The organism is Bacillus sp. BR3(2024) (genome assembly GCF_039134555.1).
Classification (GTDB): Bacteria; Bacillota; Bacilli; order Bacillales; family Bacillaceae_G; genus Bacillus_A; species Bacillus_A cereus.
On the sequence record NZ_CP152438.1, the window covers coordinates 548,583 to 572,140 of the forward strand.

The window sequence follows — 23,558 nt, forward strand, 5'->3', positions numbered from 1 at the left end:
GGGAAGTTATTAAATATGAATAGACAAGAAGCTACGCAAAAAATTATGGAAGCAAAAATCGCAAAAGGTTTAACATGGGAAGAAATTTCAAAAGTAAGTGAAAACTCTGAGACTTGGGTTGTAACAGCATTATTAGGGCAGGCTACAATGACACGTCCGGAGGCAGAAAAAATCGGTAAACTATTAGAATTAGATGAAGAAGTAGTTCAGGCATTAACAGTAGTTCCACTTAGAGGTCAAGTAATGCAAATGCCTCCTACAGACCCAATCTTATATCGATTATATGAAATGATGTTACAATACGCCCCAACTCTTAGAGAATTAATATTAGAAAAAGCTGGAGAAGGTGTAATGAGTGCAATCAACTTCAATCTAGGTGTGGATACACAAGAAGATCCAAAAGGTGGCGATCCTCGTATCGTTATTACACTAAACGGGAAATTCTTACCGTTCCGTACTTGGTAATTAATTAAAAATCTATCTATATAATTAAAATGATTTTATAGAGTTACAAAATCCATCCTTTTTAATTTAACTGTATAGAAAGGATGGATTTTTACTATGAGATTCTTTTTCGATAAAGGAGAATAATATGAATAAAAAATACTTTAATACAAGCTTTAATATTCTACAGTGGTTTGTTTTTTTATTAGCAAATGCAATTGCATTGCCTATCATTATTGGTGGCATATTCCATTTATCAGTAGAAGATATTTCAACATTAATGCAGCGAACTTTTTTAGTCGTGGGAATAAGTTCATTTATACAAGCATGGTTTGGGCATCGCTATCCCATAGCGGATGGTCCAGCCGGTTCATGGGTAAGTATATTTGTCATACTGGGACAAGTTGCTATGTATCAGGGACAAAGTGCAAAAGACGTGTTGCAACTTTTAGAAGGTGGGTTAATTATTGCAGGTATATTACTCTTCGTTCTTGGTATAACAGGGCTTGTTCATCGAATTTTACGTTTATTTACTCCTTTAGTTACAGGGACATTTCTTTTAATTTTAGCACTTCAACTTAGTGGTGTGTTACTAAAAGGAATGATGGGATTACAAGGATCTGCAACTCATCCTGATTATCCAACAGCTATTATTGCGCTCTTTGTTTTTGCCCTTATTACTTTCTTATCAATTAAAGGGACAGGATGGATGAAAAGGTACGCTGTGTTACTTGGAATTTCATGTGGTTGGCTTTTGTATACTCTTTTAGGAGAATCATCTTATATGCTTACACATACAACGCTAGTTAAGTTACCAGAGATATTTGCTTGGGGCACACCTAGATTGGATATTGGAATGACCCTAACTGCAACTTTATTTACATTTCTTTTAGTTGCAAATACAATTGCTGCTATTTCAGCTGTAAAACAAGTAGCTCCCTTATCTAAAGAAAATGAAAAGCAAACATTGAACCGTGGTGTATGGGTCGGAGGTATATCACATATTATCTCGTCGTTGTTTTCTACAATTGGTATTGTACCATTACCTGCATCAGCAGGATTTATTCAATTAACAGGACAAAGAAAGTTGAAGTCGTTCCTTATAGCAAGTCTTATATTAGCAGGAATTTCTTTTGTTCCCTCAATCGTAAGCTTTATATCCTTGCTTCCAGGCCCTATTGCAAATGCTGCACTTTTAGCAACATTTGTCCAAGTAATAGGCATTTCATTTCAATCGATTTTAAGCGAAGAATTAAATCAACGCCGATTAACTATATTAGGAATTACATTATTAATCAGTTTAGGAATAATGTTTCTTCCAGAAAGCGCATTTAGTGGCATTCCTTCTTCCTTACAATATGTTTTAAGGAATGGATTGCTCGTGGGTACCGTGATTGTCATTCTATTGGAACAGTTTTGGAAAGAATAAAGTATTTATATGCTTTTTTATTTGGAAGAAAATAAAGAATGAAAATCAGCATTTGGAAATATTTTAAAATATCTTGATATAAACCTATGTATTTTGTAATATATAGGTATATTGTTAGTTTATTTGATTCCGTTCATTCCCACACCTTATGTGTTGTGGTTGAGTTGTAGAAGTAAGTTTTTTTCTTACTTTAATTTTGAAAGGGCTTCTTTGAGCCGATTAGTGTAATTAGCTTATTTTGCTATGCACAATTAATCGACTTGAGGAGGCCTTTTTTGTTTAGGTTTAAACAGGTATAAATATATATTTCTGTATAAAACAACAGATTAAGATAGGAAGTTTATATAGGGGGAGAAGAATACATATGAGTAATTGATTTGTTTATCAGGGAAATTGGAGGGATATGTAGTTTTTTTACGTTAAATGTATACACGGATACATGAAACTGTGATTGTAAAATAGATACATAATAGATTTACGAATCGCAGCAAAAATAATTATATAGAAGTTTTGTAGACGACATAAATGTACTCATTATAAGAAGGATGAATAGAATTTTACTGTGAATTTTTAAAAAAACGTATCAATTGATACGTTTTTTGTTGTAATTCTAGTAAATATGAGGTACGATTTGAAAGGGGAAAGAATTTTAATGCATATTAGCTTTCAAAATAGGGAGACAAAAAAGCACACTAATTTTACAATCGGGGAGATTGAGCAGTACATATTAGAGTTTAAAAAATTAATTAAAAATAATCGATTTACGGTTTCTCGAAATGAAAAAAGGAAAGAGAATAGTGAATTTTTAGAGGCTAATAATATTAACGCTAGTAAAGTGAAAGAGATTCTTCTTAATATAGGAGTACGTGATTTTTGTTATGCAGTTGATAATAAAAATCCAAATTTTGCTCATGAAAAATTGTATATCTTTTGTCCACAATATGAGTTAGATAATTGGGGACAAAAGAAGTCGGTAGATATATATATTAAGATGAATCTAATTGAAAATAAGGACAGGAACAAATACATGATAGTTGTTTCTTTCCATAAAAGGAATAAACCAGTCACTTATCTTTTTAGGTAAAGATAAGTGACTAATGGTTTTAAAATGAGGGAGGATTTTTATGTTGGTTTTATGTGAGTTTTGTCGAGATATGGTAAAGTATTCTACTAAAGATGTTCAAAAAGTGACAGTCATTAGAGGGAAGCAATATCATTACGTAGGTAAAGAAGCAAATTGCGAGGAGTGTAAATCTGAAATATTTGTTCATAACATTCATGATTATAATTTAGAACAATTAGATCATGCCTATAGACAACAGGAACAGTTAGTTACTATTTCTGAAATAAGAGAGGTTTTAGAAAAATATAAGATTGGAAAACGTCCATTGTCTTTACTTTTAGGTTGGGGAGAAGTTACCCTAACAAGGTATGTAAATGGAGATATTCCGACAAAGCAGTACTCGGATATATTGAAAAGATTAGGTAGAGATCAATGTTTTATGCTAGATATTTTGGAAAGAAATAAAGATTTAATTACTCAAAAAGCATATAGAGTCTCTAAAGAAGCAATCGCAAAGCTACAGGAAAATGATGATATTCCTTCTACGCAGACTACGAAAATTGAGGAAGTTGCTAACTATTTGCTATATAAAAATGATGATATTACTCCTTTAGCTCTTCAAAAGCTGTTATACTATGCGCAAGGATTTTGTAAGGTGTTTACTGGGACATATTTATTTGAAGATGATTGTGAAGTAGGAAGTCATGGCCCGGTATATCGAGTTATTTTTAATAAATATAAAGTATATCAGTACGACAATCTTGAAGTTAATTATGATAGTACAAATCAATTAACTCAAATAGAAAAGGAAATATTAGACTGTGTAATCAATACTTTAGGTTGTTATAGTGGGAAGAGTTTAGAAAAAATGATTCTATTTGACTTACCACGGGAAGTTGCGCATCTAGAATTAGAAGATAATGATCCCGGTAAACCTATTATGGAAAAAGAAGAGATAGATAATTGCTTTAATACAATGAAACAGGCATATAATTTAGTTACAATTTCTGATATAAAGAAATATGGCATAAAAGCATTTGAAAATATAAACAATTCAATGTTGTAACTATATCATTTTTAATATGATTGATATATACATTTTATTTACTGTTAATCAGACCTCTGTAAAGGTATTAAAAGATAGTACTAATTACAGAATATTAGGAGTGCAGAATATAAACACTTTTAACACGATGTAAATGTGCATATTAAATAAAAAGTAAAGAGAATTGATACATTATATGGTAAAATGATATATGTGAATACGCCTTATGAAGTAAATTTTATGCTTTGGACCTTTAGCTCAGCTGGTTAGAGCAAACGGCTCATAACCGTTCGGTCGTAGGTTCGAGTCCTACAAGGTCCACTTATAAACAAGGAGAAAGCACTCAAATGAGTGCTTTCTCCTTGTTTATAATAAATAAAGGGGATTGTGACATGAAAATAATTGATTTAGAGACAGAAAGAAAAAAGAAGGGGAAATTAATGGTAACTATTCCAATTATAGAACTAATATATGGAGAAAAAGGGGAAATTGAATTTAAAGTAGTGGGAAAAAAAGTTGTTCCACAATCCATGTTAGAGATGTATAAAATCTAGAAATTTAGACGAGTTATGTTTTAAGCTGAATAAAAATAAAGGGATGCCCTAGATATATAGTACTAGGACATCTCTTTTTGTTTTAACGAGATTTAATTTATTATGATTTGTAGGGTACTTATTGCATGTATATACTTATTACTTAATCCTAACCTACATCGTTTTAAAATTAGGCTATCGTATTAATTTGTAAGAAAGGATGAACGTGGTCCAGCAAGACATGCATCTATACGATCTACTTGACCTTTTGTAAACATAACCATAGTATCATCATCAACGTAATCCATATAGTTCATAAACATATCGCCATCAGGTCCATTGTCACAAGAAGTATGTGGAAATGTTATTACAGGACGACCAGGTGCACCTTGTGAACTACCAACATTATCTCCTCCTTGATTAGGCGTATCATCAACTCGATCAGTGCCATTGCATGCATTTGCATCATCACCCCAAATATGGAATAAATTGAACCAATGGCCAATTTCATGAGTAGCTGTACGTCCTAAATGGAAAGGTTTTGCAGCAGTACCTGTAGTACCAAATGCAGTGTATGTGATAACAACACCATCTGTTTTAGGTGGCCCACCAGGGAATTGCGCGTATCCTAAAAGGCCGTCCTCTAATTGACATACCCATAAATTTAAATATTTGTCAGTTGGCCATGCATCTGCTCCATCTGTACTTTGTGATTTGACAGAATTATCATCTGCTGAAAAAGCTTGTTTAGTTGTATGGGTACGAGTAATACCATTTGTTTGATTTCCGTCAGGGTCTTTTGTAGCAAGAAAGAATTCAACTCTAGCATCACTTACAGAATCTTTAAATGCAGAAGGTACATTTGCTACATCAGAGTTCGTTGCTCGAAAATCACGATTTAAAACATCAATTTGACTATTAACTTGTTTCTCAGAGATGTTTTGTTCCTCAGTATTCCATACAACATGAACTACTACAGGAATTTTGACAACTGGTCTTTCTGATGATGCTAAGCGTGCATTATTTAGAAATTCATTCGTTATACTTTCAATTTTAACACGTGCATTTTTATATTCTTCAGATTCATTTAGTAATTTATGATGAAGCTCAATAGTTGCGCATCTACGCACAGTAGGTGTATTTGTTCTTTCTGATGAGTTAGTTTGATTTTGCATTTTAATTTCTCCTTTTTAGTTGATATTGTGTAAGTTTCAGTCATTGTTTCAGGTAATGTTTGATTCGAAAATTATTGTGTAAGCGTTTATTGTTTTTTATTTTTAATAAATTCTTCAGTCATTTTCTCAATTTTTTCTCGTTCTTTTCGATATTCTTCAGATTCCTTCAATAATTTTTCATGCATACTCATAGTTCCACAATTACGTCTGGTAGGGGGAGTTTGTTTAGAATCGTTTGTTGAGTTATTGAAACTTTCTTGATGGGTAAAGTTGTTCATGAGAATTCTCTCTTTCATTCTAAATTTGTAACTTGGGAAGCAATAAAAGCTAAATTCATTCGTAAAATATCGAGAGCAAGCGGATAATGGATATGCTCAAGAGTATCGTTTGCGGTATGGTCATTAGGATTCAAAGAGTCTTCGCCCTCTATTGTTAAAACAGCAGGGATCCCCTTATTAAGAAAAGATACATGGTCGCTATCAAATGGATTTAGAGATACCTTAACATCGAGATTTGTATATAAAGATGCTACATTTTTCAATCCATTAATGAGCTTTTCAGATAAGGGTGAACCTTCAATTAATACTGCTGGTGTGGAAGTGTTTAATTTTCCTATCATATCCATATTAATAACTGCTCGAATGCGATTTTTATCTGGAGTAGTTAGGTTCTCAACATATTGTTTACTACCTAATAATCCTTGTTCTTCTCCTCCAAAAAGGATAAAGCGCAGATCATGTTGTACGGGAATATCTTTGAATACACGAGCAATTTCCAAAACTCCTGCACTACCACTGCCATTATCATCGGCCCCAGGAGCATTAGATGAAGGCCCTCCACTATGGTTAACAGAATCAAGATGTGCAGTAATAATAATTAAGTGTTTCTCTTCATCAGGATTTGTGCCCATTTTATTTGCGATAACATTTTGGCTATTTTCATTGTTTACGCGTATTGTTTCGCTACTAGTTGTATATCCCATTTCATTTAATATCTCACGAGTCCATGTTGCGGCTTCTTCATAAAAAGAGCTAGTAGAAAACCTTGTTGGATATGAAACTAAATGGGTTAAATATGATTGGAACTGATTTTCGCTTACTTGATTGACTAGTGATTGTATAGAATTTACAGTTGTAGAATGATTACGAAAACTGCCGGAAACAAGTAATTCGTTTTCAGGATCATTAGTACTATCAGGGAAAATAGGTGTTTTCATTCTTATAGTTTCACCACCTTAATTATATTTTTGCTTAGAAAGCAGTATTTCAAATATAACTTGTGAACGCACTCATTTGTTTATACAAGTATTAACTGGAAAATTTGCATCTAACATGGTTAATTATTTTTTGATATATATATGAAATTACATGAAATTTTTGGATATAAATAACATTTGGAAGTGTTGTTTAAATCTTAGATAATCCTCAAAATTTTCAGGGTTAGAGAAATATAAATATCTTATTTTAAAAATGTATTAGAATAAAAAAAGAATATTAGATTTTTGTAATGTAAAGAACGAGAATTTTAAAAACTAATTTGATAAAGATATTGAGTTGTATTAATTTTATAATAATTAAACGAAGTACAGTTATAGATGGCTGGAGAGTTTCTAAAAACCAACTTTTGATCTTATGTGGAACGATTACAAGAAATGAAAAAAGGAGTAGTTCATATTATAAGATTATTTATAGACTAATTATGCTCCATAAGACGATTAAATGCTGCATTTGCTTGAATCATACCAGCACCGGTATCTGAGTCCCAACCAGGTTCCTCTAAGTTTTTTTGCTGTATCCATTAGCAATTTTTTAGCTTTATTCTGTGTTAAATCAGGATTAGCTTGTTTAAGAAGCGCAACAACTCCAGCAGCAACCGGACAAGCAGCGGAAGTACCAGTATCGTTGTGATGATAACCAGTAAAGTGAGTAGGTGCACAGAAATCAGGTTAATGTTCATCAAAATTAGCTGGACCCTAAGCGCTATATCCTGCGCGAACATCATTAATATTAGCAGCACTTACTGTCATTACTAATGGATGTCCATTAATTCCATTTATACTCTTTCCGGGGCCATTCGTTCTACAATAATTAGGATTTCTACTTCCACAAGGATCTCCACAGTTACCGGCTGAAAATAATACTAATATGCCTGTTTGAGTTATCAGTGACCTCTGGAACTGCGCCTATCCCCCCCATGAGTTGGAAAGTATTTGAGGAGTCCCATTGCGACGAAGCTGTTGAATTGCCCAATCATAAGCTTCAATTACTACATCTAGAAAAGATTCTTCTATTCTTTCTTTTTCGAAGATACGAATATCGAAAAGTTTTGCGTTTGGTGCAATACCAAGTGTATCAGTAGATGTCATATTTCCATGACATGCTTTTTTATCTGTATAAGTTCCCCATTCTTCTGGGAACCCTCCAATCACTCGTTTAACTAAAGGAAGTGTCCGATTATTCGGATTTTTTAGTTCTGCAGCTGATAAATTTTCTTCTTCGGCATAATAAAAGGCATTCCTTATGGAGTGCTTTTATTACGTGAATAATTGTAATAGTACTTCCGGTCAGTCCGGTAGCACCAATAGTACCCGTTGAACCTGTGTGACCAGAAGGGAATTGAAAAGGTTGCATAGGTGGAAGCGTGGGTCCAATCGAATCGGGATTAAGTACTGCAAAAGATAAAAACTTGTCCAATATAATTCACCTCTAAAAGTTCTTATTATTAATAGAAAATACAATGATAGAGCAAAGTGAAATGGACAAGCGATTTTATTTTGAAAATTACACCAAATAGTTATTTAACTAAAAGAAACCCCATTTATCTCTGGGGTTTCTAAGGGGAATCGGTAAGTAATGGCATTCGACTAATTGTTTTAACCTTACTAGAAGCTCTCGAGTTGTACAGTGCTAGGCATTTACAAAGTTTTCAATATCCTCCAGTACAGAAATTGTGACAATGACGTCTAAAGGGGATGCTGAATTGACGTGAAGATGGAATTCTACTCCACCCGAACTACCTGGTCCACCTTCGGGATCATGCGGGCCGATATTTGTTACAAAGACATTAGCTTCACCTAAGTGGGGGCGACCAGCAGAACCAAAAACCCCTCCGGAGAATCGCCATTCTGCAGCAGTGATTACAACTGCAGAGTTTTGTCTAATAGGGGGCCAGTTAAAGTTTCTCCGTACTCTGCCTTGTACGCCTCGGTAGAGAACACGAATTGAGCGAGCCATGCTCTATTCCTCCTTTATTCGTTAGGGTCTTGTCAACATTTCGGAATTTTTGTTCTAAAATGCTTGATGCAGTTACTTTCTTTTTATGTCAAGGTTTGTATACTTCAAAGCAAATGTTCCCTAAATGTTATTTGTTCCCTAACTATTCATTAAAAAATGTACTCTTAAAATCATATTTAATATATGAACCGATAAGAACTATTATTTAGAGAAATACCAGTGTATTTAACATCAGTCACAAAACAAATGGAAAGCACTGTGAAATCTAGTGTGTTAGCAATGAAATGCAATTATTAGGAAGGCTTTTATTCAGGATATTTTTCTTCCAACAATCCTGTCGGGCATCCTTTTAGTTTTTACCGTTGGCTACCGATTCAAAATCATTATGATGCATTTCAATTAAAAACAGATTTGGAGAGACACGGCATTCGGGTTTTTCATTCCGAGCGTTTTATTACCGCACAAACCATGTCTAATCAGTATTTACGAGTTGCTCTATCCTCTACAAACTCATTAGAAGAGTTGAAAATAGGGCTAGAAATACTAAAACAATATCTTGCTAGTTTAAAAAGAATACAGCAGACATTTACTTAAAATAAAGGAAAATGCTATTTAACAGTAAAAATGTAGTAAAAACTCTTCTATAGGCAAGAAGAGTTTTTTTGTGAGTCTATAGCGTTCTGGGGAGAATTAGTATTTTTATCATTAAAAACAATAAATAAATATATATAAATATAATGAATTCGTGTTATTATGATTACGTTGGAAAATAAAGTATATTTTCATTCGTAATCATAATTAGGAGAAGAAGGGGAAATAGCATGAAAATGAAAAAAATGATTTTAACAGGTGTAGTACTTGCAGCAACAACTTTAACATCTTTATCAAATGTACAGGCAGATACAACATTTAAAGATGTTCCAGCAAATCACTGGTCTACAAAAGCAATTTATGATTTAACAAATCGTAAAGTAGTGCAAGGGTACGGAAATAATATCTTTGGCTTTGGTGACAATGTAACTCGTGGGCAAGTTGCTCGAATGATTTATATGTACCTAAAACCAGCAGATGCAGATGCTAGCTTCAAAAATCCGTTTACTGATATTAAAGGACATTTGTTTGAAAAAGAAATCTTAGCACTTGCTAAAGCAGGATTTGTAAATGGATTTGGTGATGGAAAGTATGGTCCAGATGATATTTTAACTCGTGAACAAATGGCACAAGCACTTACAAATGCTTTTAAATTTAAGGCAACGAAAACAACAAAATTTGCAGATGTTGATAAAAATTCTTGGTCTTACGGTGCAATTAGTGCATTAGAGGAAAATGGGGTTACAATTGGTACTGGAGGTAATATGTATTCTCCAAAAATGTTTGTAACACGTGAAGCGTATAGTCAGTTCTTATATAACTCTATTAATGCAGTTGAAAAAGAAACAAAACCAGAGCCAAAGCCAGAGACAAAACCAGAGACAAAACCAGGGGTAACGCCAATAGGTATTCCCAATGCGTTAGTGACAGATGATTTTTTCTTTGATAGATATTCAATTGAAATTTCATCTGTAAGAGAGCGATCTATTTCTAAACAAGGTCAAAATCTTGTTACTGAAGTAAATAAGAAGTATAATGCGAATTTCAGATATAGATATGTAGCATCAGAAATTGATCTATATACTCCTAATTTGCCAAGAATGATTGACTCTCATGGTTCATTTTCGTTTGTTGGGAAGGATGAAGATAACTTCTATTTCATGTTTGTCGTTGACAAATCAACTGTTGAGTTAGCGAAAAACTGGATGCATATGATAAATCCGAATTTCACTCTTGATAAAGAGATTGATAGATTAGTAAATCCAAATCCAGAATTAAAAAAAGAAATTGATAGTTTTGTAAAAAATGATAAGGATTATATCAATCGTTTTGAAAAAGATAATCATAGCGTAGAATTAAATGTAAGTCCTCTACAGTGGGTAAAACCTGGGGAGTCTGTAGTTACTCTACATCCAGATTACTATGTATTAGGAATTTCTGTACAAGGAAAGTAATATTTAAGTAGTGTATTGATTTTCGTACAGTGAAGGATAGACAATATTAGGGCCTATTGATTTTTTGAAACAGACCTACTGTTATTGAAGTGCACCCCAATTGTTAGACACATAATTAACAATTAGAGGTGCATTTTTTTATTTGCTTTAACTGTATAGATTTTTTAAACAATAGATACTATTTCATTTCTTTTGCTTTAAAGATGGAGCACTCTCTTTTTCTCGTCAGCGTTTGAACCAACAATTAAAACATCTTAATTCCTTTAGCAAGGCTTGTAAAATTCCAAAAGTTCAACAGGAATATTATTTTTGTATGCTATACATGCTTTTGTATCACCACGCTGAATGGTCTTTTGGTCAATTAACAAAAGCGCAGCAAACGTATTTGCCTCTATCTCTAATTTATCAACGGAAAAGAATGTATTCTTACGCAGAAAAGGTGTATTTGCATGAGTATGTAGAACCGCGTGTCCTAATTCATGGGCACAAACAGTTCTCTGCATAGATGGAGATAAATTAGTATTAATAACAATGAAACGATTTCTTTTTTCATATTTATAAAAACCATTTATTTCTTCATGTAAATCCCATGTTAGTACATGTATTTTTAAGTAATCTGCAAGCTCATAGGGGTTTTTCGTGTTGTATTTGGTGCAAAGTTGTTGGACTAGATCTCTAATGACGAATTTCAATGTTTTCCCTCCTAAGCTTGCATCAGTTATCGTCTGGATTACGATATTTCTTAGGCACGTATTTTTTATTGATTACTTTTGTTTGTTTTACAATGTACTCCATCGCATCTAATAATGACTCTACCGCTTCTTGACTCATAGGTTCACCAGAGAACATTAAGCCATCTTCGCCTTGTAGATCTTTCTTTATTTCTTCCATTCTTTTTGCTATATCTTTCTCATCTTTTGGCGTTACTTGTTCGTTTGGTTCGCCTGTAACAGATCGACCAAGTAAATAGTCAGCTGAAACTGAAAAGCAATCAGCTAATTTAGTTAAAACATCATGTGGAGGGAACCTCTCTTCTGATTCGTAGTAACCTATCATTCTTTGGGATACGCCGATTTTTTCTGCCAGTTGTTTTTGAGTTAAATTCTCTTTTTTTCGTAAGGATTTTATTCTAAGTCCTATCACATCGTTCACCTCTCTAATTGAACTAATTGTTCTCTTTGAATTCATTTTAGCACAAAAAGTTCTTTTATGCATTGACAAAGAACAATTAGTTCTTTAATCTGTATTTAGAACTAATTGTTCTTATGGAGGTGTGATAATGGGAAATAAAATGTACGATCCGAAAAAAAACTTATATAAAGAAATTGCTAGCTATTGCGGAGTAACTGAACGCTATATTCGAATGATTGATCAAAAAGAAAGAACGCCATCAATGGAGACAGCTAGGAAGATTGCACAGTTTTTTGATAAGAGTGTAGATGATATTTTTTTTAGTAATAAATCGAACTTTAAGTTCTTTTTAACCGCACTTTGGTTTAAAAAGTGTGGAAAGTAGATTTTGTCATGGAGAAGTTAAGAGTTGCAATAAGTAAGTAAAAAAGGTTTGAAAATATGAGAGGTAGATAATATGGGGATTTTCCGAGTAAAAAAAGATAATAATTATTCCGTTATTAATAATACCGGTCTAAAGGATAAGAGGCTTTCTTGGAAGGCGAAAGGAATATTAGCTTACATACTTACACTTCCAGATGATTGGGTGTTTTATAGAGAAGAATTATCGCAACATGCAAAAGACGGTATTAATAGCTTAAGAGCTGGAATGCAGGAATTAAAAGAGTACGGATATATTAGAAGATTTCCTGTTAGAGATGAAAAAAACAAAATTGTTAGATGGGAGACAATTATTTACGAAATCCCAGTGGATGATTATCCACCAGTGGAAAACCCACCTGCTGGAAAACCTGTTGCTGGTAACCTACCGGTGGATAATCACAAGCTACTAAATACTAATATACAAAGTACGAAAGAACTAAATACTAATATACAAAATATAAATCATATTCATGATAATAAACAAAGTTTACTCTCAAAAAACTTAACAAATGAAGATTTTAAAATAAGTCATCAATTTTTGATGAAGAATAGAATTTCATTAAGTGAAATAGCAATTATAGAGCTTGGTGCATTTTGTGAATCACTAGGTAGTGAACTAATTGGGGAAGCAGTAAATAGATCAATTGATGAAAATGTACCAAAGTGGAGATATGTACGTGGGATTCTTAAAAATTGGGAAGCCAAAAAGGTAAAAACACTCAAGGATGTAGCTATGCTAGATGCACAGTTTGATCTTGGTAAGAATAAAAAACAATTTGGGTCAGGGAATACCAATCGAAATGAAATGGTACCAGAATGGTTACATGAAAAAGAAGATATTCCAGAAGAGCAGCCTATAAAAAATAATGAGTTAACTATTGAAGAAGAGCGTGAGAGATTAAAAACTTTATTAAAAAAATATAAATCATAATTAATATTTATAAATTTTATTAAATTGATAATAAAGGTTAGCTTATCTTTGGTGTTGAACTACTCACCACTTAACGTCCTAACGGACTGTTTAATGATAGCAAATATGTTGGCTTATGCCAACCGACATTTATCTCCTACCTAAAATTGGTGTTTCACACCTTCACATTTTTGAGGAAGGAGTCTTCTGTCGGAAAACGATAAAAATAAAAGCAGGATTTAAATAAAGAAAAGTAGGGGGATTATTATATGTTTGACTGGCTCAAAGATTATCAGAAACTAGAAGAAGAAATTGCATATTTAGAATATAACTTAGACAAATCAAAAGCAGAATTAAAGCGCTGGACTAGTGGGGACTTACAAAATGTACGATTAACTGCTGAATCCGAAGGGGCTAAAGTAGAAGATCGGATTGAAGCGATTGAATATGAATTAGGACATAAGATCAATGAAGTATTTGATTTAAAGATTTTAATTAATAAGTTTACAGGATTAGATCATCAAATTCTCAAAATGAAGTATGTTGATGGAATGACTTTAGAACAAATAGCGTTTGAATTACATTATAGTACAGGCTATATTCGCCGAAAACATGCTGAAATAAGAAAGATTGTCAAGTTTGTAGATGGGTTTTAATGTTACCTTTTTGTAGGATACATGCAGTGTACAGAAAGTATTGAAAAAGTGATTTATAGTAGTAATATAAGATTTCGACGAAAGGGCAACTATTTTTATGGTTGCTCTTTTTGTTGTGAAAGAAGGTGGGCAACATGAAGTAATTTTAAAAAATTTTTTCATTTAAGTGTTAGATGTACTTAGTAGATTAAGAGTTTTATAGAAAAAAATAATAGGAAAATAAGGAGAGATTTAGTAATGAGTATATTAGCTGCTTCAGTTAAAACAAAAAATCTGCCACAGCAAGTGTTACGTTGGCAATCAATGGTAGAAAGCGAATGTTCTGCACAAGGTGTACCTGAGTTAGTTCCTTACGTGCTTGGAATTATTATGGTGGAGAGTGGAGGAAACTCTGAGACAACACCTGATATTATGCAGTCTAGTGAATCACAAGGTTGGGCGATGAATACAATTAAAAATCCTAAAGATTCAATTTATTATGGAGTAAAGCATCTAAAAGGAGCTTTTGATGATGCAAAGAAAAATGGTATTACAGATTTAAGTGCCATTGTTCAATCGTATAATTTTGGACGAGCTTACCTTCGCTGGTTAGCTTCTAACAATAAACAGCATTCATTACCGGTGGCAGATCTGTATTCTAAAACAGTTGTTGCTCCATCACTTGGAAATACGACTGGTGTTATGGTGAAATATAGTCAACCTATTGCTGTTGCATATAATGGTGGCTATCGATATAAAAATGGAGGGAATTTCTTCTACTCTGAAATTGTTAAACAATATGTAGATTTTGATGAAGCTGGTAATAACAATAAACCAATACAACCGGTGGGCTTGGGGATTGCTGTAAATAAATATCCGAATAACGGTGGTATTAATCTATATAGCCAACCACAAGGTGGACATTTTACAAGAGTAATTTATGATAAAACACCGTACCTTATTATAGATGCAGCATGGTTTGAAAATCCTATGATTTGTCTCGGAAACGAGGCATGGGCTGCTCTGGAACATTTCGATGTGCAATGGTTCAGTGCTTATTCAAAATATCCACCAGGTGGCGGTATTAACACGTATGATGGTCCTAACGGAAATTATACAGGTTTTGTAGATGGGTCTGTTCCATATAGACTTTTAGGACGAAAAGATGGTTATTTGGCGATTGGAAATAATGCATGGGTAAAAGAAGAACATTTTGATGTTAGATAATAACGGGGAGCTTTTCGTTCGGTTAATCTTAAGATTTGAAAAGCTAAAATACATCCAAAAAATAATAAATATAGACAGTGAACGAAGGTGCTCATTCAAGCACCTTTTTTATATTGTGTAAAAATAGAAAGGAAGACTAATATGGCAAAATTTATTTATCCTACAGATACAACAAGAGTAACAAGTGGTTTTAGAGGAAGTAGACCAGATCATCATGGGGTAGACCTTGCTGAAGCGGGCTATCATCCGATTTATGCAGCAGCTAGCGGGCAGGTTAGCCGTTCTTATCTTTCATCTAGTTATGGTGAATGTATTATGATTGTGCATACTATTGATGGAGTTACATGGGAAACTGTATACGCTCATATGCGTAGTGGTTCTCGAACAGTAAAAGTAGGCGATTATGTTACACAAGGACAAACTATTGGGGTTATGGGGAACACAGGGGAGTCTAGTGGCCAACACTTACATTTTGAATTGCATAAAGGGCGCTGGGATGCTAGTAAGAGTAATGCTGTGAATCCACTAGATTATTTGGGGAAAGGTGACAGTGGCAACAATACTGATAAACCGATACAACCAGTAGGTCTTGGAATTGCTGTAAATAAATATCCAAATAATGGGGGTGTTAATCTATATAGCCAACCACAAGGTGGACATTTTACGAGAGTAATTTATGATAAAACACCGTACCTTATCATAGATGCAGCATGGTTTGAAAATCCTATGATTTGTCTCGGAAACGAGGCATGGGCTGCTCTGGAACATTTCGATGTGCAATGGTTCAGTGCTTATTCAAAATATCCACCAGGTGGCGGTATTAATACGTATGATGGTCCTAACGGAAATTATACAGGTTTTGTAGATGGGTCTGTTCCGTATAGACTTTTAGGACGAAAAGATGGTTACCTGGGTATTGGAAATAATGCATGGGTAAAAGAAGAACATTTTAATGTGAGATAGTATTTTGAAATCTATAAATATCAAATTAAATGGAAGAAGCAGTGTGATACTTTTTTATGAATTCGTTTAAAACGATGGTGTAGGAGTGTAGAGAGGAATTAAAGGAAGAGCAACTGATAAACAGTTGCTCTTTTTCTTTTTTAGCAGGTGAAGACAAGGAATTTATTAGAGAAAATGCTGGCCGTATGGAGATTAGGTTACTAGATGTACTAAATAATGCAGTGAGAATTTTAAGTAATAAAAACGAGAGAATAAAAAGGAGATGTTCAGTAATGGAGATTAGAAAAAAATTAGTGGATTCAAGTAAATATGCTATAAAATGTCCCAATGCAATGAAGCCAGAATTCATCACAGTACATAATACGTACAATGATGCATCAGCTGAAAATGAAATTTCTTATATGATTGGAAATAATAATGCAGTTTCGTTCCATGTTGCAGTAGATGACAAAGAAGCAGTACAAGGTATTCCGTTTGATCGTAATGCTTGGCATGCTGGTGATGGTAACGGAAATGGTAATCGTAAATCCATCGGAGTGGAAATTTGCTATTCTTTAAGCGGTGGGGATAGATATTATAAGGCGGAAGATAATGCAGCAATTGTTATAGCTCAGTTAATGAAACAATTCAACATTCCAATTAGTAATGTACGTACACATAAATCGTGGAGTGGGAAACATTGTCCACACCGTATGCTTGACGAGGGAAGATTGGATCAATTCATTGAGAAGGTAAATAAAGCATTTAACAACAATAATAATAAACCAATACAGCCAGTAGGTCTGGGGATTGCTGTAAATAAATATCCGAATAATGGAGGGATTAATCTATATAGCCAACCGCAAGGAGGATATTTTACGAGGGTAATTTATGATAAAACACCGTATCTTATTATAGATGCAGCGTGGTATGAAAATCCTATGATTTGTCTAGGAAACGAGGCATGGGCTGCTCTGGAACATTTCGAAGTACAATGGTTCAGTGCTTATTCAAAATATCCACCAGGCGGTGGTATTAACACATATGATGGTCCTAACGGGAATTATACAGGTTTTGTAGATGGATCTATTCCATATAGAGTTTTTGGACGACTAAATGGTTATATTGATATTGGAAATAATACATGGGTAAAAGAAGAAAATTTTGATGTGAGATAAGATTAAAGAATTAGAGTCACCAAAGAAATGATCATTCAAGATTTTAGATTAGTAATTTATATATTGGTTTGCCAAAGGTGATATGATTTAAATAAAAATCAGTAATGGTGAGCTTGTCTTATTAACGCCATGGAATGGTACATGTAAGTAGCTTTTTATTCCTGAAGTATAAGCAGTAAATAAACGATTGATCAAGTTAATAAAGACATTGTATTAACAAAAAAGAATAAAATTATAGAGTAGAAGGTATAAAAAGACGATTTCTAAAGTGCAATTAACAACTGAAGAATTAACAAAAATAACAACTGAGAAGAAAGAGAAAACATAGGCTGGTTTGTTTTCGGTTGTTTACAAGGAGAAATAACAAAATAACAAATCAAACTCCAATCCAAACACAGAATACAAATTCAGGAAACAATCAATTACAGAACCAAATTATTAATCAAATTAAACCATACCAGCCCTAGAGAAGTTAGTTATGCAATTCATTCAAAATCCGGCTCCAAATAAAGATATGACACCAGGTAATGATATATAATTTATGAAAGTTAATAACTTTGTAAATATTTTATTGAATGCAGGAAATTTTATTGAAGTATATGTATACAGCTGATAAACAAAAAAATAATGAGATGTAAAGCAAAGCGTATGTAATGTAGGCTTTTTTATGTTGAATTAAATAAGAAGTGGGAAAGAGGTGGCAAAATGGATAGTTTACAAGAGGTGAAAGGTGATATTCAGGAAATAAGGCAAGATATTAAGGATATACGATTAGAGATTAGAAGTTTAGAAATGCGGACGACAGGTAATGAAAAGGACATTATTAATATTAATAAGCAATTAGACAAAATCAGTGCTAATACAACTTGGATCCTACGCCTTATTATTGGTGGACTAATTGGAGCTGCTCTTACCTTCTTTTTGAAAGGAGGAGGTATGTAATGATTGAAATTACGGCAATGATTGGAGTTGTTGTAGGAATTTCTCAAATTGTAAAAACAACGGGACTGCAAACAAAATATATTCCGTTATTTAATTTAACACTTGGCATTACGCTAGGTGTTTTATTTTTGTCTCAAGATATTAAAGTGAATTTATTTCAAGGAATGATTATTGGATTGTCAGCTAGTGGATTATTTGACCATACAAAGATTGTAAAAAAGGATGCCGATAGAAAATGAAAAAGAAATACAAGCATATTTTATCCATAGTTGTTGCAATGATTTTAGTAGTATCAATTGGAACAAACGCACTTGCTGATAAAACGCTACTTATTCCTGATTTACCAAAACAACCATACCGTTATGGTGTTGGAGCTTATGAAGGTGTTGTGGCACATTCTACAGCTACCCCAGAGGCGCCAGCAATTAATATTCAAAAATATGAGTCTCGTACATGGCGTTCAGCGTTTGTTCACTACGCAGTGGATTGGGATGGAAAAATTCAAATTGCATCTACAAAACATCAGGCATGGGGGGCAGGTCCAGCAGCAAATGCTAGATTTGTTCATGTTGAATTGTGTGAGACAAGTGATCCATTGAAATTTAAACGTTCATATGAAAAATATATAGAATTAATTGGGGAAATCTTGCGAGAACGAAATATTCATCCCTCTAAAGGATTATGGACACATAGGGATATTACTTATAAATTAGGTGGGACAGACCATGAAGATCCACTGGATTATCTTCGTAGTCATGGCGTATCTGAGGCTAAGTTTCGAGCAGACGTGTTAAAGGTTTATAACGGGAGCACGATTACAGTGGATACCAAACCACAAAAAATAAATGAAATATCTGGTACAGTAGAGTCGAATGGTATTGCATATATTGAAGGATACAATGTAAATCTCCGCTCTGGACCATCAACAGAAAATAGTGTTATTCGTAAGCTACAAAAAGGTGAGGATTATAAAGTATGGGGTAAATTAGGAAACTGGTTACTTCTTGGTGGTAACCAATGGATTTATTATGATTCCTCATATATTCGTTGCCAAGGCAATGAACCTGCTACAGTAATTGGTAAAAAAGTTATTTCAAAAGTAAATAATTTACGCTTCTATGATTCTCCATCTTGGCAGGATAAAGATGTTGCTGGTATTGTAAATATGGGTTTAGGATTTATTATTGATGCAAAGGTAATTGTAAATAATTCACCACAATATAGAGTGCATAATAGTAAAGGTAAAACATATTATATAACAGCAAACGAAGCCTATGTGTATGTGAAGTGAAAGAGAGGATCTGCTCTACTATGGGGCGATCCTCTTTTTTTTATTATGTATAAATTAGGTTTAATGGTGAAAAGAGGAGGCTATGAATGATATTTATTTGGAAAAATATTCTTGATAGAAACATAATATAGTGTTATATTTAAATTTAATGATGTAATATTGGAAATGAATTTGTATATGATATAGATTTACTTAAAGATGTCAATTTTGAGAAAACAGAAGGTAAGGTATTAGGTAAAGAGATATAGTTTTTATAGGGGCTTTAATCCTGTATTATAATTTAGGAGAAATATATTAAGTAAGGAGTTTTTTTATGCCGAAATGGGCTAAGTGGATTGCCATGTTTGTTATTTTTCTCTGTAGTATTTTAATTATCGACGCTCTTGTTGGTAGCAAAAAAGGTATAAAAGCCATTACAGCAGCAGTTGAGGAATTAACCGCAGATAAAAAAAATATAGGAAATCAAAAAGAAGTAAAGCAAAGAGCCGAAACAAGTGATTACAAACATTTAGACAAGCAGCATTATGCATGGGTAATGGACGATTATTTAAAGGATCTATCTGATGTGGCGACCCAATTTAGCATGTTAGAGGCTGATGCAGAAATTAAGGGTACTATAAACAAATCATGGGTTTCAGATGTAGGCGATGTTTTCTATAAAATGTCTTATCTCATCTCAAGTATACGATATGTAGAACCCCCAACAGAATTAAAGGGTCTACATTCATCTATTTTAAAGGCGATGGATAACTTGCAATTTGTTATAGACAACTATGGAGATGCTGCGAGCCAAACAGATTTAGCGAAATTAGGTAAATGTTTAAAATCATTAAGAGTTGCTAGGAATACAATAGACGAGGCGCGTAGCGAATTATCTACTTATGAATAATTATCATAAAAACCAATTAGTAGTACATAACATTCTCAAAAGTATATATGAAGTTTAACGTTTTCTTTGCGGTTAAGGAAACAGTAATCTCAAAGGTTTCAATTCTAATGCTTGGTACATGAAAGAGGATAACAAGAAAGGAATGGAAGGCGAAATATCAAAGCTGTTGAGTTCATGGACAAGGCTGACATGAAGAAAGCGATATTTTAAAAGAAAATGAGGGAATACGAGGAAATAAAATCATTAAAATGATATAAATAGATTTTATGCTTTTAGTATTTGACAATGCAACCACAGTCATTAGAGAGGATATAGTAGTCTGGGTAATAACAAAACCAAAACTTACGTTAAGTATTAGCGGACTTGAACTACTCACCACTTAACGTCCTAACGGACGTTTGAAGTGGGAGATTCCTGCGAACACCGATGTATCCACCAGTTATCTTAGCAGGCTCTACCCGCAGTCCCTACGGTGAGAACATAAGTATCTTGTACGCTGACTCACCACACTATCTACTTTAGCTTGGTTTTCGCAATTTTGAGAAGCGTGGGGCGATAGAACGTTGAAGATTTTACGGTTGCAACGTTTTTCTGCAACCAACCTCATATCTTCAGTTTTCGAAGAGCAATCTGTACAAGTAAATGATAGCAAATATGTTGGCTTATGCCAACCGACATTCATCTTCCACCTAAAATTGGTGTTTCACACCTTCACATTTTTGAGGAAGGAGTCTTCTGTCGGAAAACGATAAAAGACTGATTTTGAATGTTATGATGTCCACTAATGCTTATAGCGTGATTTGGTTCTATTGCTATACAAAGGCCATCATCACCATACTGAATAAAGTGAATAAAATATAGATTTGATTTATAAGTCGGAGGAGGGCACCTTAGGGTGTCTTTTTATTTTGGATTTTTTTAGAAAATATTTGAAATATAATACAACGAATTATATTATTGTTTGTATATGATTTTAAATAATTCTGAAATTTGACAGGGGGAAATAACAATGAAATTAGGAAAATTAGCATTAATTGGAGCGTTAACATTTAGTGGGTTTACTGCAGTAGAAATGAGTAAGCCTACCTCGCAAGCAGCTGCAGCTTACTCAGATCCACTTAATGATGATTGGGGATTCAAAACCATTATGGATTTACAAAATTCAGAGGAAAGTACATACCAACCTGATTGGAAGATTGGGAATTTAATAACTGGTGATACATTTTACTTAACACAGCACTTTGGTAGGGAACATTTTGGTGCGCAAATGAAAATTTACAAAATCCACACAAATGGTACCCTAGAACGATTCCAAACAATAGAACCAGAATTTATTCCTGGAACAGAAATTTGGCAAACACCTATCACAGATAGCTATACAAGTGGTAATTATGTCGCTGTAATTAAATATCGTGGTGAATTCACGTATTCAAATCAATTTACAATCAATTAAGGATGTAAACACATTAGAAAAAGGCACCTTAGGTGTCTTTTTTATGCATAAAAAATCCTCATCTTCCTATAGAAAAGATAAGGCCTTTATATATTATTTATTATCCGATTCATCAGTTTTATTATAAACACATTTAGCTTCTCCAAAAAGACCACCGGTGTCCCATTCTCCACCATAATGAGCACACTTTAAAGGTGTACGATCGTTTCGCATACTTGGATTTTCAGGTGATTTATAGCCATCATTTACAATACTACCAACAATAAATATCCCTCCAATTACAAATACCACAGCAACGATTAATAGTATCTTCCCATTAGGACCAGTAACAATGTCGTTTACAACTTCTTTTGCTTCTTGTTGAGTTTCACCTTTTGAAAATAATGAAAGAATAATAGATATGATAAATATGAAAAATAGCACAATTATAAATATCATTATTTATGCCTCCCTACTATTTGTATACTTTTAATTTCCTTATACGTTTTAAGCTAAGGTATTTGAAATCATAATGATAATAAATATATCCCTCCGATTAAAAGTGCCGCAGCAACAATTAATATTATTACTCCATCCGGACTATTAAGAATTTCTTTTATATGTTTTTTTGCTATTTGCTTAGTTTCTCCACTTGAAAAGAGATAAACAATGGAATGGAGAATTAGTAAGAAAAATGCTGTAATTTACTCTAACATGGCTTATGTACCTCCTAATATATATGTACCTTTAATTATCCAGTAATTTTCTTGCACCTTGTATCAGCCTGAGTAACCGGAATGCTTAGATCAATAAAAGCCAAATGATAAAAATTACTCCTATAACTGCTAAAGTTCCAAAAAAACCTACCAACATTTTCCCCTCAGGACCATTAATAAGCTCTTTTAAAACTTCTTTTGCTATTCGCTGACCTTTACCACTTAAAACTATCGAAAGAATAAAGAATATTACTACTAATACAAATGAAGAAATTATTAACTCCATGACTTATGTACCTCCCTAATATATGTGCGTTATTAATTAACCAATAATTTCCTTATGCATTATATCAGCTAAGGTACATAAAGATATAGCTAATTATTTATATAAATTATTTTATTGATCGGCATCGCATTACTATAGGATTGCTCAAGTCGGAAGAAGGCACCTTAGGGTGTCTTTTCTTTTGTCCATTACTCATTGATTTTTTATGTTCATTTGTTATAATTATTACTACAGTAGTATTACAGTAATACCTTGGGTATATAATAAAAGAAGAGATGCTCGATACATCTCTTCTGGTAACTGTTGCCGTAAGGCGGGTAGTTACTAAATAAAGTTAGTTTCTTTTTCTAGAACTTCCCTTTTGCTTCCGACGGCGTAGGGAGGTTCTTTTACGTTTTTTGCTAATATTATTCACCAGTTTGTTTCCATAACCGGTAACAAGAATTGTCAAAAATACTTTCAACAAATCCTGTAGCAAAGAAAGTAAATATTCCATCATAGGAGTCACCTCCTTTCCCTCTACATAAAAAAAGAGAAAGGATAGCAACCAACCACCCTACGTCATACAGTTAAATCTATTTTATCATAA

27 protein-coding genes, 1 tRNA gene and 3 pseudogenes are annotated in these 23,558 nt (G+C 33.3%); 19 read left to right on the top strand and 12 right to left on the bottom strand.

The features are described 5' to 3' along the window. Positions 1 to 15 precede the first annotated feature (15 nt). The 6 genes from cynS (at position 16) to V7S45_RS30050 (ending at position 4,535) form a co-directional block, all read left to right on the top strand. Complete coding sequence (cynS, locus tag V7S45_RS30025; RefSeq protein WP_001081567.1) at positions 16 to 465, top strand: cyanase; 450 nt, start codon at positions 16 to 18, stop codon at positions 463 to 465. A gap of 127 nt (positions 466 to 592) precedes the next feature. Continuing rightward, a complete protein-coding gene (locus V7S45_RS30030) occupies positions 593 to 1,873 on the top strand; it encodes a purine/pyrimidine permease (protein WP_025687281.1) in 1,281 nt (426 codons plus the stop codon). Between the two features lie 652 nt (positions 1,874 to 2,525). Beyond that, positions 2,526 to 2,957: a hypothetical protein gene (locus V7S45_RS30035; protein WP_000548171.1), complete on the top strand. Its 432-nt coding sequence runs from the start codon at positions 2,526 to 2,528 to the stop codon at positions 2,955 to 2,957. Between the two features lie 40 nt (positions 2,958 to 2,997). Beyond that, positions 2,998 to 4,002, top strand: a complete 1,005-nt coding sequence (locus V7S45_RS30040; protein ID WP_025687280.1) for a type II toxin-antitoxin system antitoxin SocA domain-containing protein — start codon at positions 2,998 to 3,000, stop codon at positions 4,000 to 4,002. A 226-nt stretch (positions 4,003 to 4,228) separates the two neighbouring features. Further along, positions 4,229 to 4,302, top strand: a tRNA-Ile gene (locus tag V7S45_RS30045). 71 nt (positions 4,303 to 4,373) lie between these two features. Then, a complete protein-coding gene (locus V7S45_RS30050) occupies positions 4,374 to 4,535 on the top strand; it encodes a hypothetical protein (RefSeq protein WP_161508230.1) in 162 nt (53 codons plus the stop codon). A 182-nt stretch (positions 4,536 to 4,717) separates the two neighbouring features. Here V7S45_RS30050 and V7S45_RS30055 read toward each other — a convergent pair whose 3' ends face one another. From V7S45_RS30055 to V7S45_RS30085, 7 genes and pseudogenes are all read right to left on the bottom strand, one after another. Further along, a complete protein-coding gene (locus V7S45_RS30055) occupies positions 4,718 to 5,689 on the bottom strand; it encodes a zinc metalloprotease (RefSeq protein WP_025687279.1) in 972 nt (323 codons plus the stop codon). Positions 5,690 to 5,775: 86 nt separating this feature from the next. Further along, positions 5,776 to 5,967, bottom strand: a complete 192-nt coding sequence (locus V7S45_RS30060; RefSeq protein WP_025687278.1) for a hypothetical protein — start codon at positions 5,965 to 5,967, stop codon at positions 5,776 to 5,778. A gap of 14 nt (positions 5,968 to 5,981) precedes the next feature. Continuing rightward, complete coding sequence (locus V7S45_RS30065) at positions 5,982 to 6,905, bottom strand: M28 family metallopeptidase (RefSeq protein WP_342762049.1); 924 nt, start codon at positions 6,903 to 6,905, stop codon at positions 5,982 to 5,984. A gap of 498 nt (positions 6,906 to 7,403) precedes the next feature. Next, positions 7,404 to 7,556: pseudogene (locus V7S45_RS30070) on the bottom strand (S8 family serine peptidase); the annotation flags it as partial. A 315-nt stretch (positions 7,557 to 7,871) separates the two neighbouring features. Further along, complete coding sequence (locus tag V7S45_RS30075; RefSeq protein ID WP_025687820.1) at positions 7,872 to 8,117, bottom strand: hypothetical protein; 246 nt, start codon at positions 8,115 to 8,117, stop codon at positions 7,872 to 7,874. A 124-nt stretch (positions 8,118 to 8,241) separates the two neighbouring features. Continuing rightward, a pseudogene (locus V7S45_RS30080) lies at positions 8,242 to 8,382 on the bottom strand (exosporium leader peptide-containing protein); the annotation flags it as partial. A 213-nt stretch (positions 8,383 to 8,595) separates the two neighbouring features. Then, positions 8,596 to 8,922, bottom strand: a complete 327-nt coding sequence (locus tag V7S45_RS30085) for a hypothetical protein (protein ID WP_016078275.1) — start codon at positions 8,920 to 8,922, stop codon at positions 8,596 to 8,598. A 306-nt stretch (positions 8,923 to 9,228) separates the two neighbouring features. Between V7S45_RS30085 and V7S45_RS30090 the strand changes: the two are divergent. Continuing rightward, positions 9,229 to 9,516, top strand: a pseudogene (locus V7S45_RS30090) (hypothetical protein); the annotation flags it as partial. 227 nt (positions 9,517 to 9,743) lie between these two features. Next, on the top strand, positions 9,744 to 10,967 hold the full coding sequence (locus V7S45_RS30095; protein ID WP_025689474.1) for an S-layer homology domain-containing protein: 1,224 nt from the start codon (positions 9,744 to 9,746) through the stop codon (positions 10,965 to 10,967). Positions 10,968 to 11,230: 263 nt separating this feature from the next. Here the strand turns inward: V7S45_RS30095 and V7S45_RS30100 are convergent, their stop codons facing one another. Together V7S45_RS30100 and V7S45_RS30105 are read right to left on the bottom strand one after the other, a co-directional pair. Further along, the gene (locus tag V7S45_RS30100) at positions 11,231 to 11,659 is read right to left on the bottom strand and encodes an ImmA/IrrE family metallo-endopeptidase (protein WP_000673778.1); all 429 of its coding nucleotides are present in this window, start codon (positions 11,657 to 11,659) and stop codon (positions 11,231 to 11,233) included. 22 nt (positions 11,660 to 11,681) lie between these two features. Continuing rightward, positions 11,682 to 12,110 carry a helix-turn-helix transcriptional regulator gene (locus V7S45_RS30105; RefSeq protein ID WP_000579788.1) on the bottom strand — a complete coding sequence of 143 codons (429 nt, stop codon included), beginning with the start codon at positions 12,108 to 12,110 and terminating at the stop codon, positions 11,682 to 11,684. 136 nt (positions 12,111 to 12,246) lie between these two features. On the opposite strand from V7S45_RS30105, the gene V7S45_RS30110 reads away from it, so the two are divergent. From V7S45_RS30110 to V7S45_RS30160, 11 genes are all read left to right on the top strand, one after another. Continuing rightward, positions 12,247 to 12,483 (top strand): helix-turn-helix transcriptional regulator, encoded by a 237-nt coding sequence (locus tag V7S45_RS30110; RefSeq protein ID WP_000527101.1) that lies wholly within the window; start codon positions 12,247 to 12,249, stop codon positions 12,481 to 12,483. A gap of 72 nt (positions 12,484 to 12,555) precedes the next feature. Further along, positions 12,556 to 13,452, top strand: coding sequence for a DnaD domain protein (locus V7S45_RS30115; RefSeq protein WP_267378973.1), 897 nt, complete (start codon positions 12,556 to 12,558; stop codon positions 13,450 to 13,452). Between the two features lie 248 nt (positions 13,453 to 13,700). Then, positions 13,701 to 14,087, top strand: a complete 387-nt coding sequence (locus tag V7S45_RS30120; RefSeq protein WP_000460736.1) for a DUF1492 domain-containing protein — start codon at positions 13,701 to 13,703, stop codon at positions 14,085 to 14,087. A 237-nt stretch (positions 14,088 to 14,324) separates the two neighbouring features. Further along, the gene (locus V7S45_RS30125) at positions 14,325 to 15,293 is read left to right on the top strand and encodes a lysozyme family protein (RefSeq protein ID WP_000025077.1); all 969 of its coding nucleotides are present in this window, start codon (positions 14,325 to 14,327) and stop codon (positions 15,291 to 15,293) included. A 141-nt stretch (positions 15,294 to 15,434) separates the two neighbouring features. Further along, complete coding sequence (locus V7S45_RS30130) at positions 15,435 to 16,256, top strand: M23 family metallopeptidase (RefSeq protein ID WP_001051379.1); 822 nt, start codon at positions 15,435 to 15,437, stop codon at positions 16,254 to 16,256. Positions 16,257 to 16,528: 272 nt separating this feature from the next. Next, positions 16,529 to 17,413: an N-acetylmuramoyl-L-alanine amidase family protein gene (locus tag V7S45_RS30135; RefSeq protein ID WP_267378970.1), complete on the top strand. Its 885-nt coding sequence runs from the start codon at positions 16,529 to 16,531 to the stop codon at positions 17,411 to 17,413. A 705-nt stretch (positions 17,414 to 18,118) separates the two neighbouring features. Further along, positions 18,119 to 18,355 carry a hemolysin XhlA family protein gene (locus tag V7S45_RS30140; protein WP_000377824.1) on the top strand — a complete coding sequence of 79 codons (237 nt, stop codon included), beginning with the start codon at positions 18,119 to 18,121 and terminating at the stop codon, positions 18,353 to 18,355. Then, positions 18,355 to 18,594, top strand: a complete 240-nt coding sequence (locus V7S45_RS30145; protein WP_025686992.1) for a hypothetical protein — start codon at positions 18,355 to 18,357, stop codon at positions 18,592 to 18,594. Before V7S45_RS30140 ends, V7S45_RS30145 begins: the two co-directional genes overlap by 1 nt. Then, complete coding sequence (locus tag V7S45_RS30150; protein ID WP_025686991.1) at positions 18,591 to 19,646, top strand: N-acetylmuramoyl-L-alanine amidase; 1,056 nt, start codon at positions 18,591 to 18,593, stop codon at positions 19,644 to 19,646. Before V7S45_RS30145 ends, V7S45_RS30150 begins: the two co-directional genes overlap by 4 nt. Positions 19,647 to 19,959: 313 nt before the next feature. Continuing rightward, the gene (locus V7S45_RS30155) at positions 19,960 to 20,535 is read left to right on the top strand and encodes a hypothetical protein (protein ID WP_025686990.1); all 576 of its coding nucleotides are present in this window, start codon (positions 19,960 to 19,962) and stop codon (positions 20,533 to 20,535) included. Between the two features lie 1,009 nt (positions 20,536 to 21,544). Continuing rightward, a complete protein-coding gene (locus tag V7S45_RS30160; RefSeq protein WP_025686989.1) occupies positions 21,545 to 21,988 on the top strand; it encodes a DUF5065 family protein in 444 nt (147 codons plus the stop codon). 93 nt (positions 21,989 to 22,081) lie between these two features. Here V7S45_RS30160 and V7S45_RS30165 read toward each other — a convergent pair whose 3' ends face one another. The 3 genes from V7S45_RS30165 to V7S45_RS30175 form a co-directional block, all read right to left on the bottom strand. Next, on the bottom strand, positions 22,082 to 22,426 hold the full coding sequence (locus tag V7S45_RS30165) for a hypothetical protein (RefSeq protein WP_025686988.1): 345 nt from the start codon (positions 22,424 to 22,426) through the stop codon (positions 22,082 to 22,084). Between the two features lie 342 nt (positions 22,427 to 22,768). Beyond that, positions 22,769 to 22,969, bottom strand: a complete 201-nt coding sequence (locus V7S45_RS30170) for a hypothetical protein (RefSeq protein ID WP_342762050.1) — start codon at positions 22,967 to 22,969, stop codon at positions 22,769 to 22,771. Between the two features lie 334 nt (positions 22,970 to 23,303). Further along, positions 23,304 to 23,468, bottom strand: coding sequence for a hypothetical protein (locus V7S45_RS30175; protein WP_164876757.1), 165 nt, complete (start codon positions 23,466 to 23,468; stop codon positions 23,304 to 23,306). Between the last annotated feature and the right edge of the window lie 90 nt (positions 23,469 to 23,558).

What these genes read in the sequence shown, in the direction of transcription:
- cynS (WP_001081567.1), top strand. Translation starts at nt 16, where the DNA reads ATGAATAGACAAGAAGCTACGCAAAAAATTATGGAAGCAAAAATCGCA.
- V7S45_RS30030 (WP_025687281.1), top strand. Translation starts at nt 593, where the DNA reads ATGAATAAAAAATACTTTAATACAAGCTTTAATATTCTACAGTGGTTT.
- V7S45_RS30035 (WP_000548171.1), top strand. Translation starts at nt 2,526, where the DNA reads ATGCATATTAGCTTTCAAAATAGGGAGACAAAAAAGCACACTAATTTT.
- V7S45_RS30040 (WP_025687280.1), top strand. Translation starts at nt 2,998, where the DNA reads ATGTTGGTTTTATGTGAGTTTTGTCGAGATATGGTAAAGTATTCTACT.
- V7S45_RS30050 (WP_161508230.1), top strand. Translation starts at nt 4,374, where the DNA reads ATGAAAATAATTGATTTAGAGACAGAAAGAAAAAAGAAGGGGAAATTA.
- V7S45_RS30055 (WP_025687279.1), bottom strand. Translation starts at nt 5,689, where the DNA reads ATGCAAAATCAAACTAACTCATCAGAAAGAACAAATACACCTACTGTG.
- V7S45_RS30060 (WP_025687278.1), bottom strand. Translation starts at nt 5,967, where the DNA reads ATGAACAACTTTACCCATCAAGAAAGTTTCAATAACTCAACAAACGAT.
- V7S45_RS30065 (WP_342762049.1), bottom strand. Translation starts at nt 6,905, where the DNA reads ATGAAAACACCTATTTTCCCTGATAGTACTAATGATCCTGAAAACGAA.
- V7S45_RS30085 (WP_016078275.1), bottom strand. Translation starts at nt 8,922, where the DNA reads ATGGCTCGCTCAATTCGTGTTCTCTACCGAGGCGTACAAGGCAGAGTA.
- V7S45_RS30095 (WP_025689474.1), top strand. Translation starts at nt 9,744, where the DNA reads ATGAAAATGAAAAAAATGATTTTAACAGGTGTAGTACTTGCAGCAACA.
- V7S45_RS30110 (WP_000527101.1), top strand. Translation starts at nt 12,247, where the DNA reads ATGGGAAATAAAATGTACGATCCGAAAAAAAACTTATATAAAGAAATT.
- V7S45_RS30115 (WP_267378973.1), top strand. Translation starts at nt 12,556, where the DNA reads ATGGGGATTTTCCGAGTAAAAAAAGATAATAATTATTCCGTTATTAAT.
- V7S45_RS30120 (WP_000460736.1), top strand. Translation starts at nt 13,701, where the DNA reads ATGTTTGACTGGCTCAAAGATTATCAGAAACTAGAAGAAGAAATTGCA.
- V7S45_RS30125 (WP_000025077.1), top strand. Translation starts at nt 14,325, where the DNA reads ATGAGTATATTAGCTGCTTCAGTTAAAACAAAAAATCTGCCACAGCAA.
- V7S45_RS30130 (WP_001051379.1), top strand. Translation starts at nt 15,435, where the DNA reads ATGGCAAAATTTATTTATCCTACAGATACAACAAGAGTAACAAGTGGT.
- V7S45_RS30135 (WP_267378970.1), top strand. Translation starts at nt 16,529, where the DNA reads ATGGAGATTAGAAAAAAATTAGTGGATTCAAGTAAATATGCTATAAAA.
- V7S45_RS30140 (WP_000377824.1), top strand. Translation starts at nt 18,119, where the DNA reads ATGGATAGTTTACAAGAGGTGAAAGGTGATATTCAGGAAATAAGGCAA.
- V7S45_RS30145 (WP_025686992.1), top strand. Translation starts at nt 18,355, where the DNA reads ATGATTGAAATTACGGCAATGATTGGAGTTGTTGTAGGAATTTCTCAA.
- V7S45_RS30150 (WP_025686991.1), top strand. Translation starts at nt 18,591, where the DNA reads ATGAAAAAGAAATACAAGCATATTTTATCCATAGTTGTTGCAATGATT.
- V7S45_RS30155 (WP_025686990.1), top strand. Translation starts at nt 19,960, where the DNA reads ATGCCGAAATGGGCTAAGTGGATTGCCATGTTTGTTATTTTTCTCTGT.
- V7S45_RS30160 (WP_025686989.1), top strand. Translation starts at nt 21,545, where the DNA reads ATGAAATTAGGAAAATTAGCATTAATTGGAGCGTTAACATTTAGTGGG.
- V7S45_RS30165 (WP_025686988.1), bottom strand. Translation starts at nt 22,426, where the DNA reads ATGATATTTATAATTGTGCTATTTTTCATATTTATCATATCTATTATT.
- V7S45_RS30170 (WP_342762050.1), bottom strand. Translation starts at nt 22,969, where the DNA reads ATGGAGTTAATAATTTCTTCATTTGTATTAGTAGTAATATTCTTTATT.
- V7S45_RS30175 (WP_164876757.1), bottom strand. Translation starts at nt 23,468, where the DNA reads ATGATGGAATATTTACTTTCTTTGCTACAGGATTTGTTGAAAGTATTT.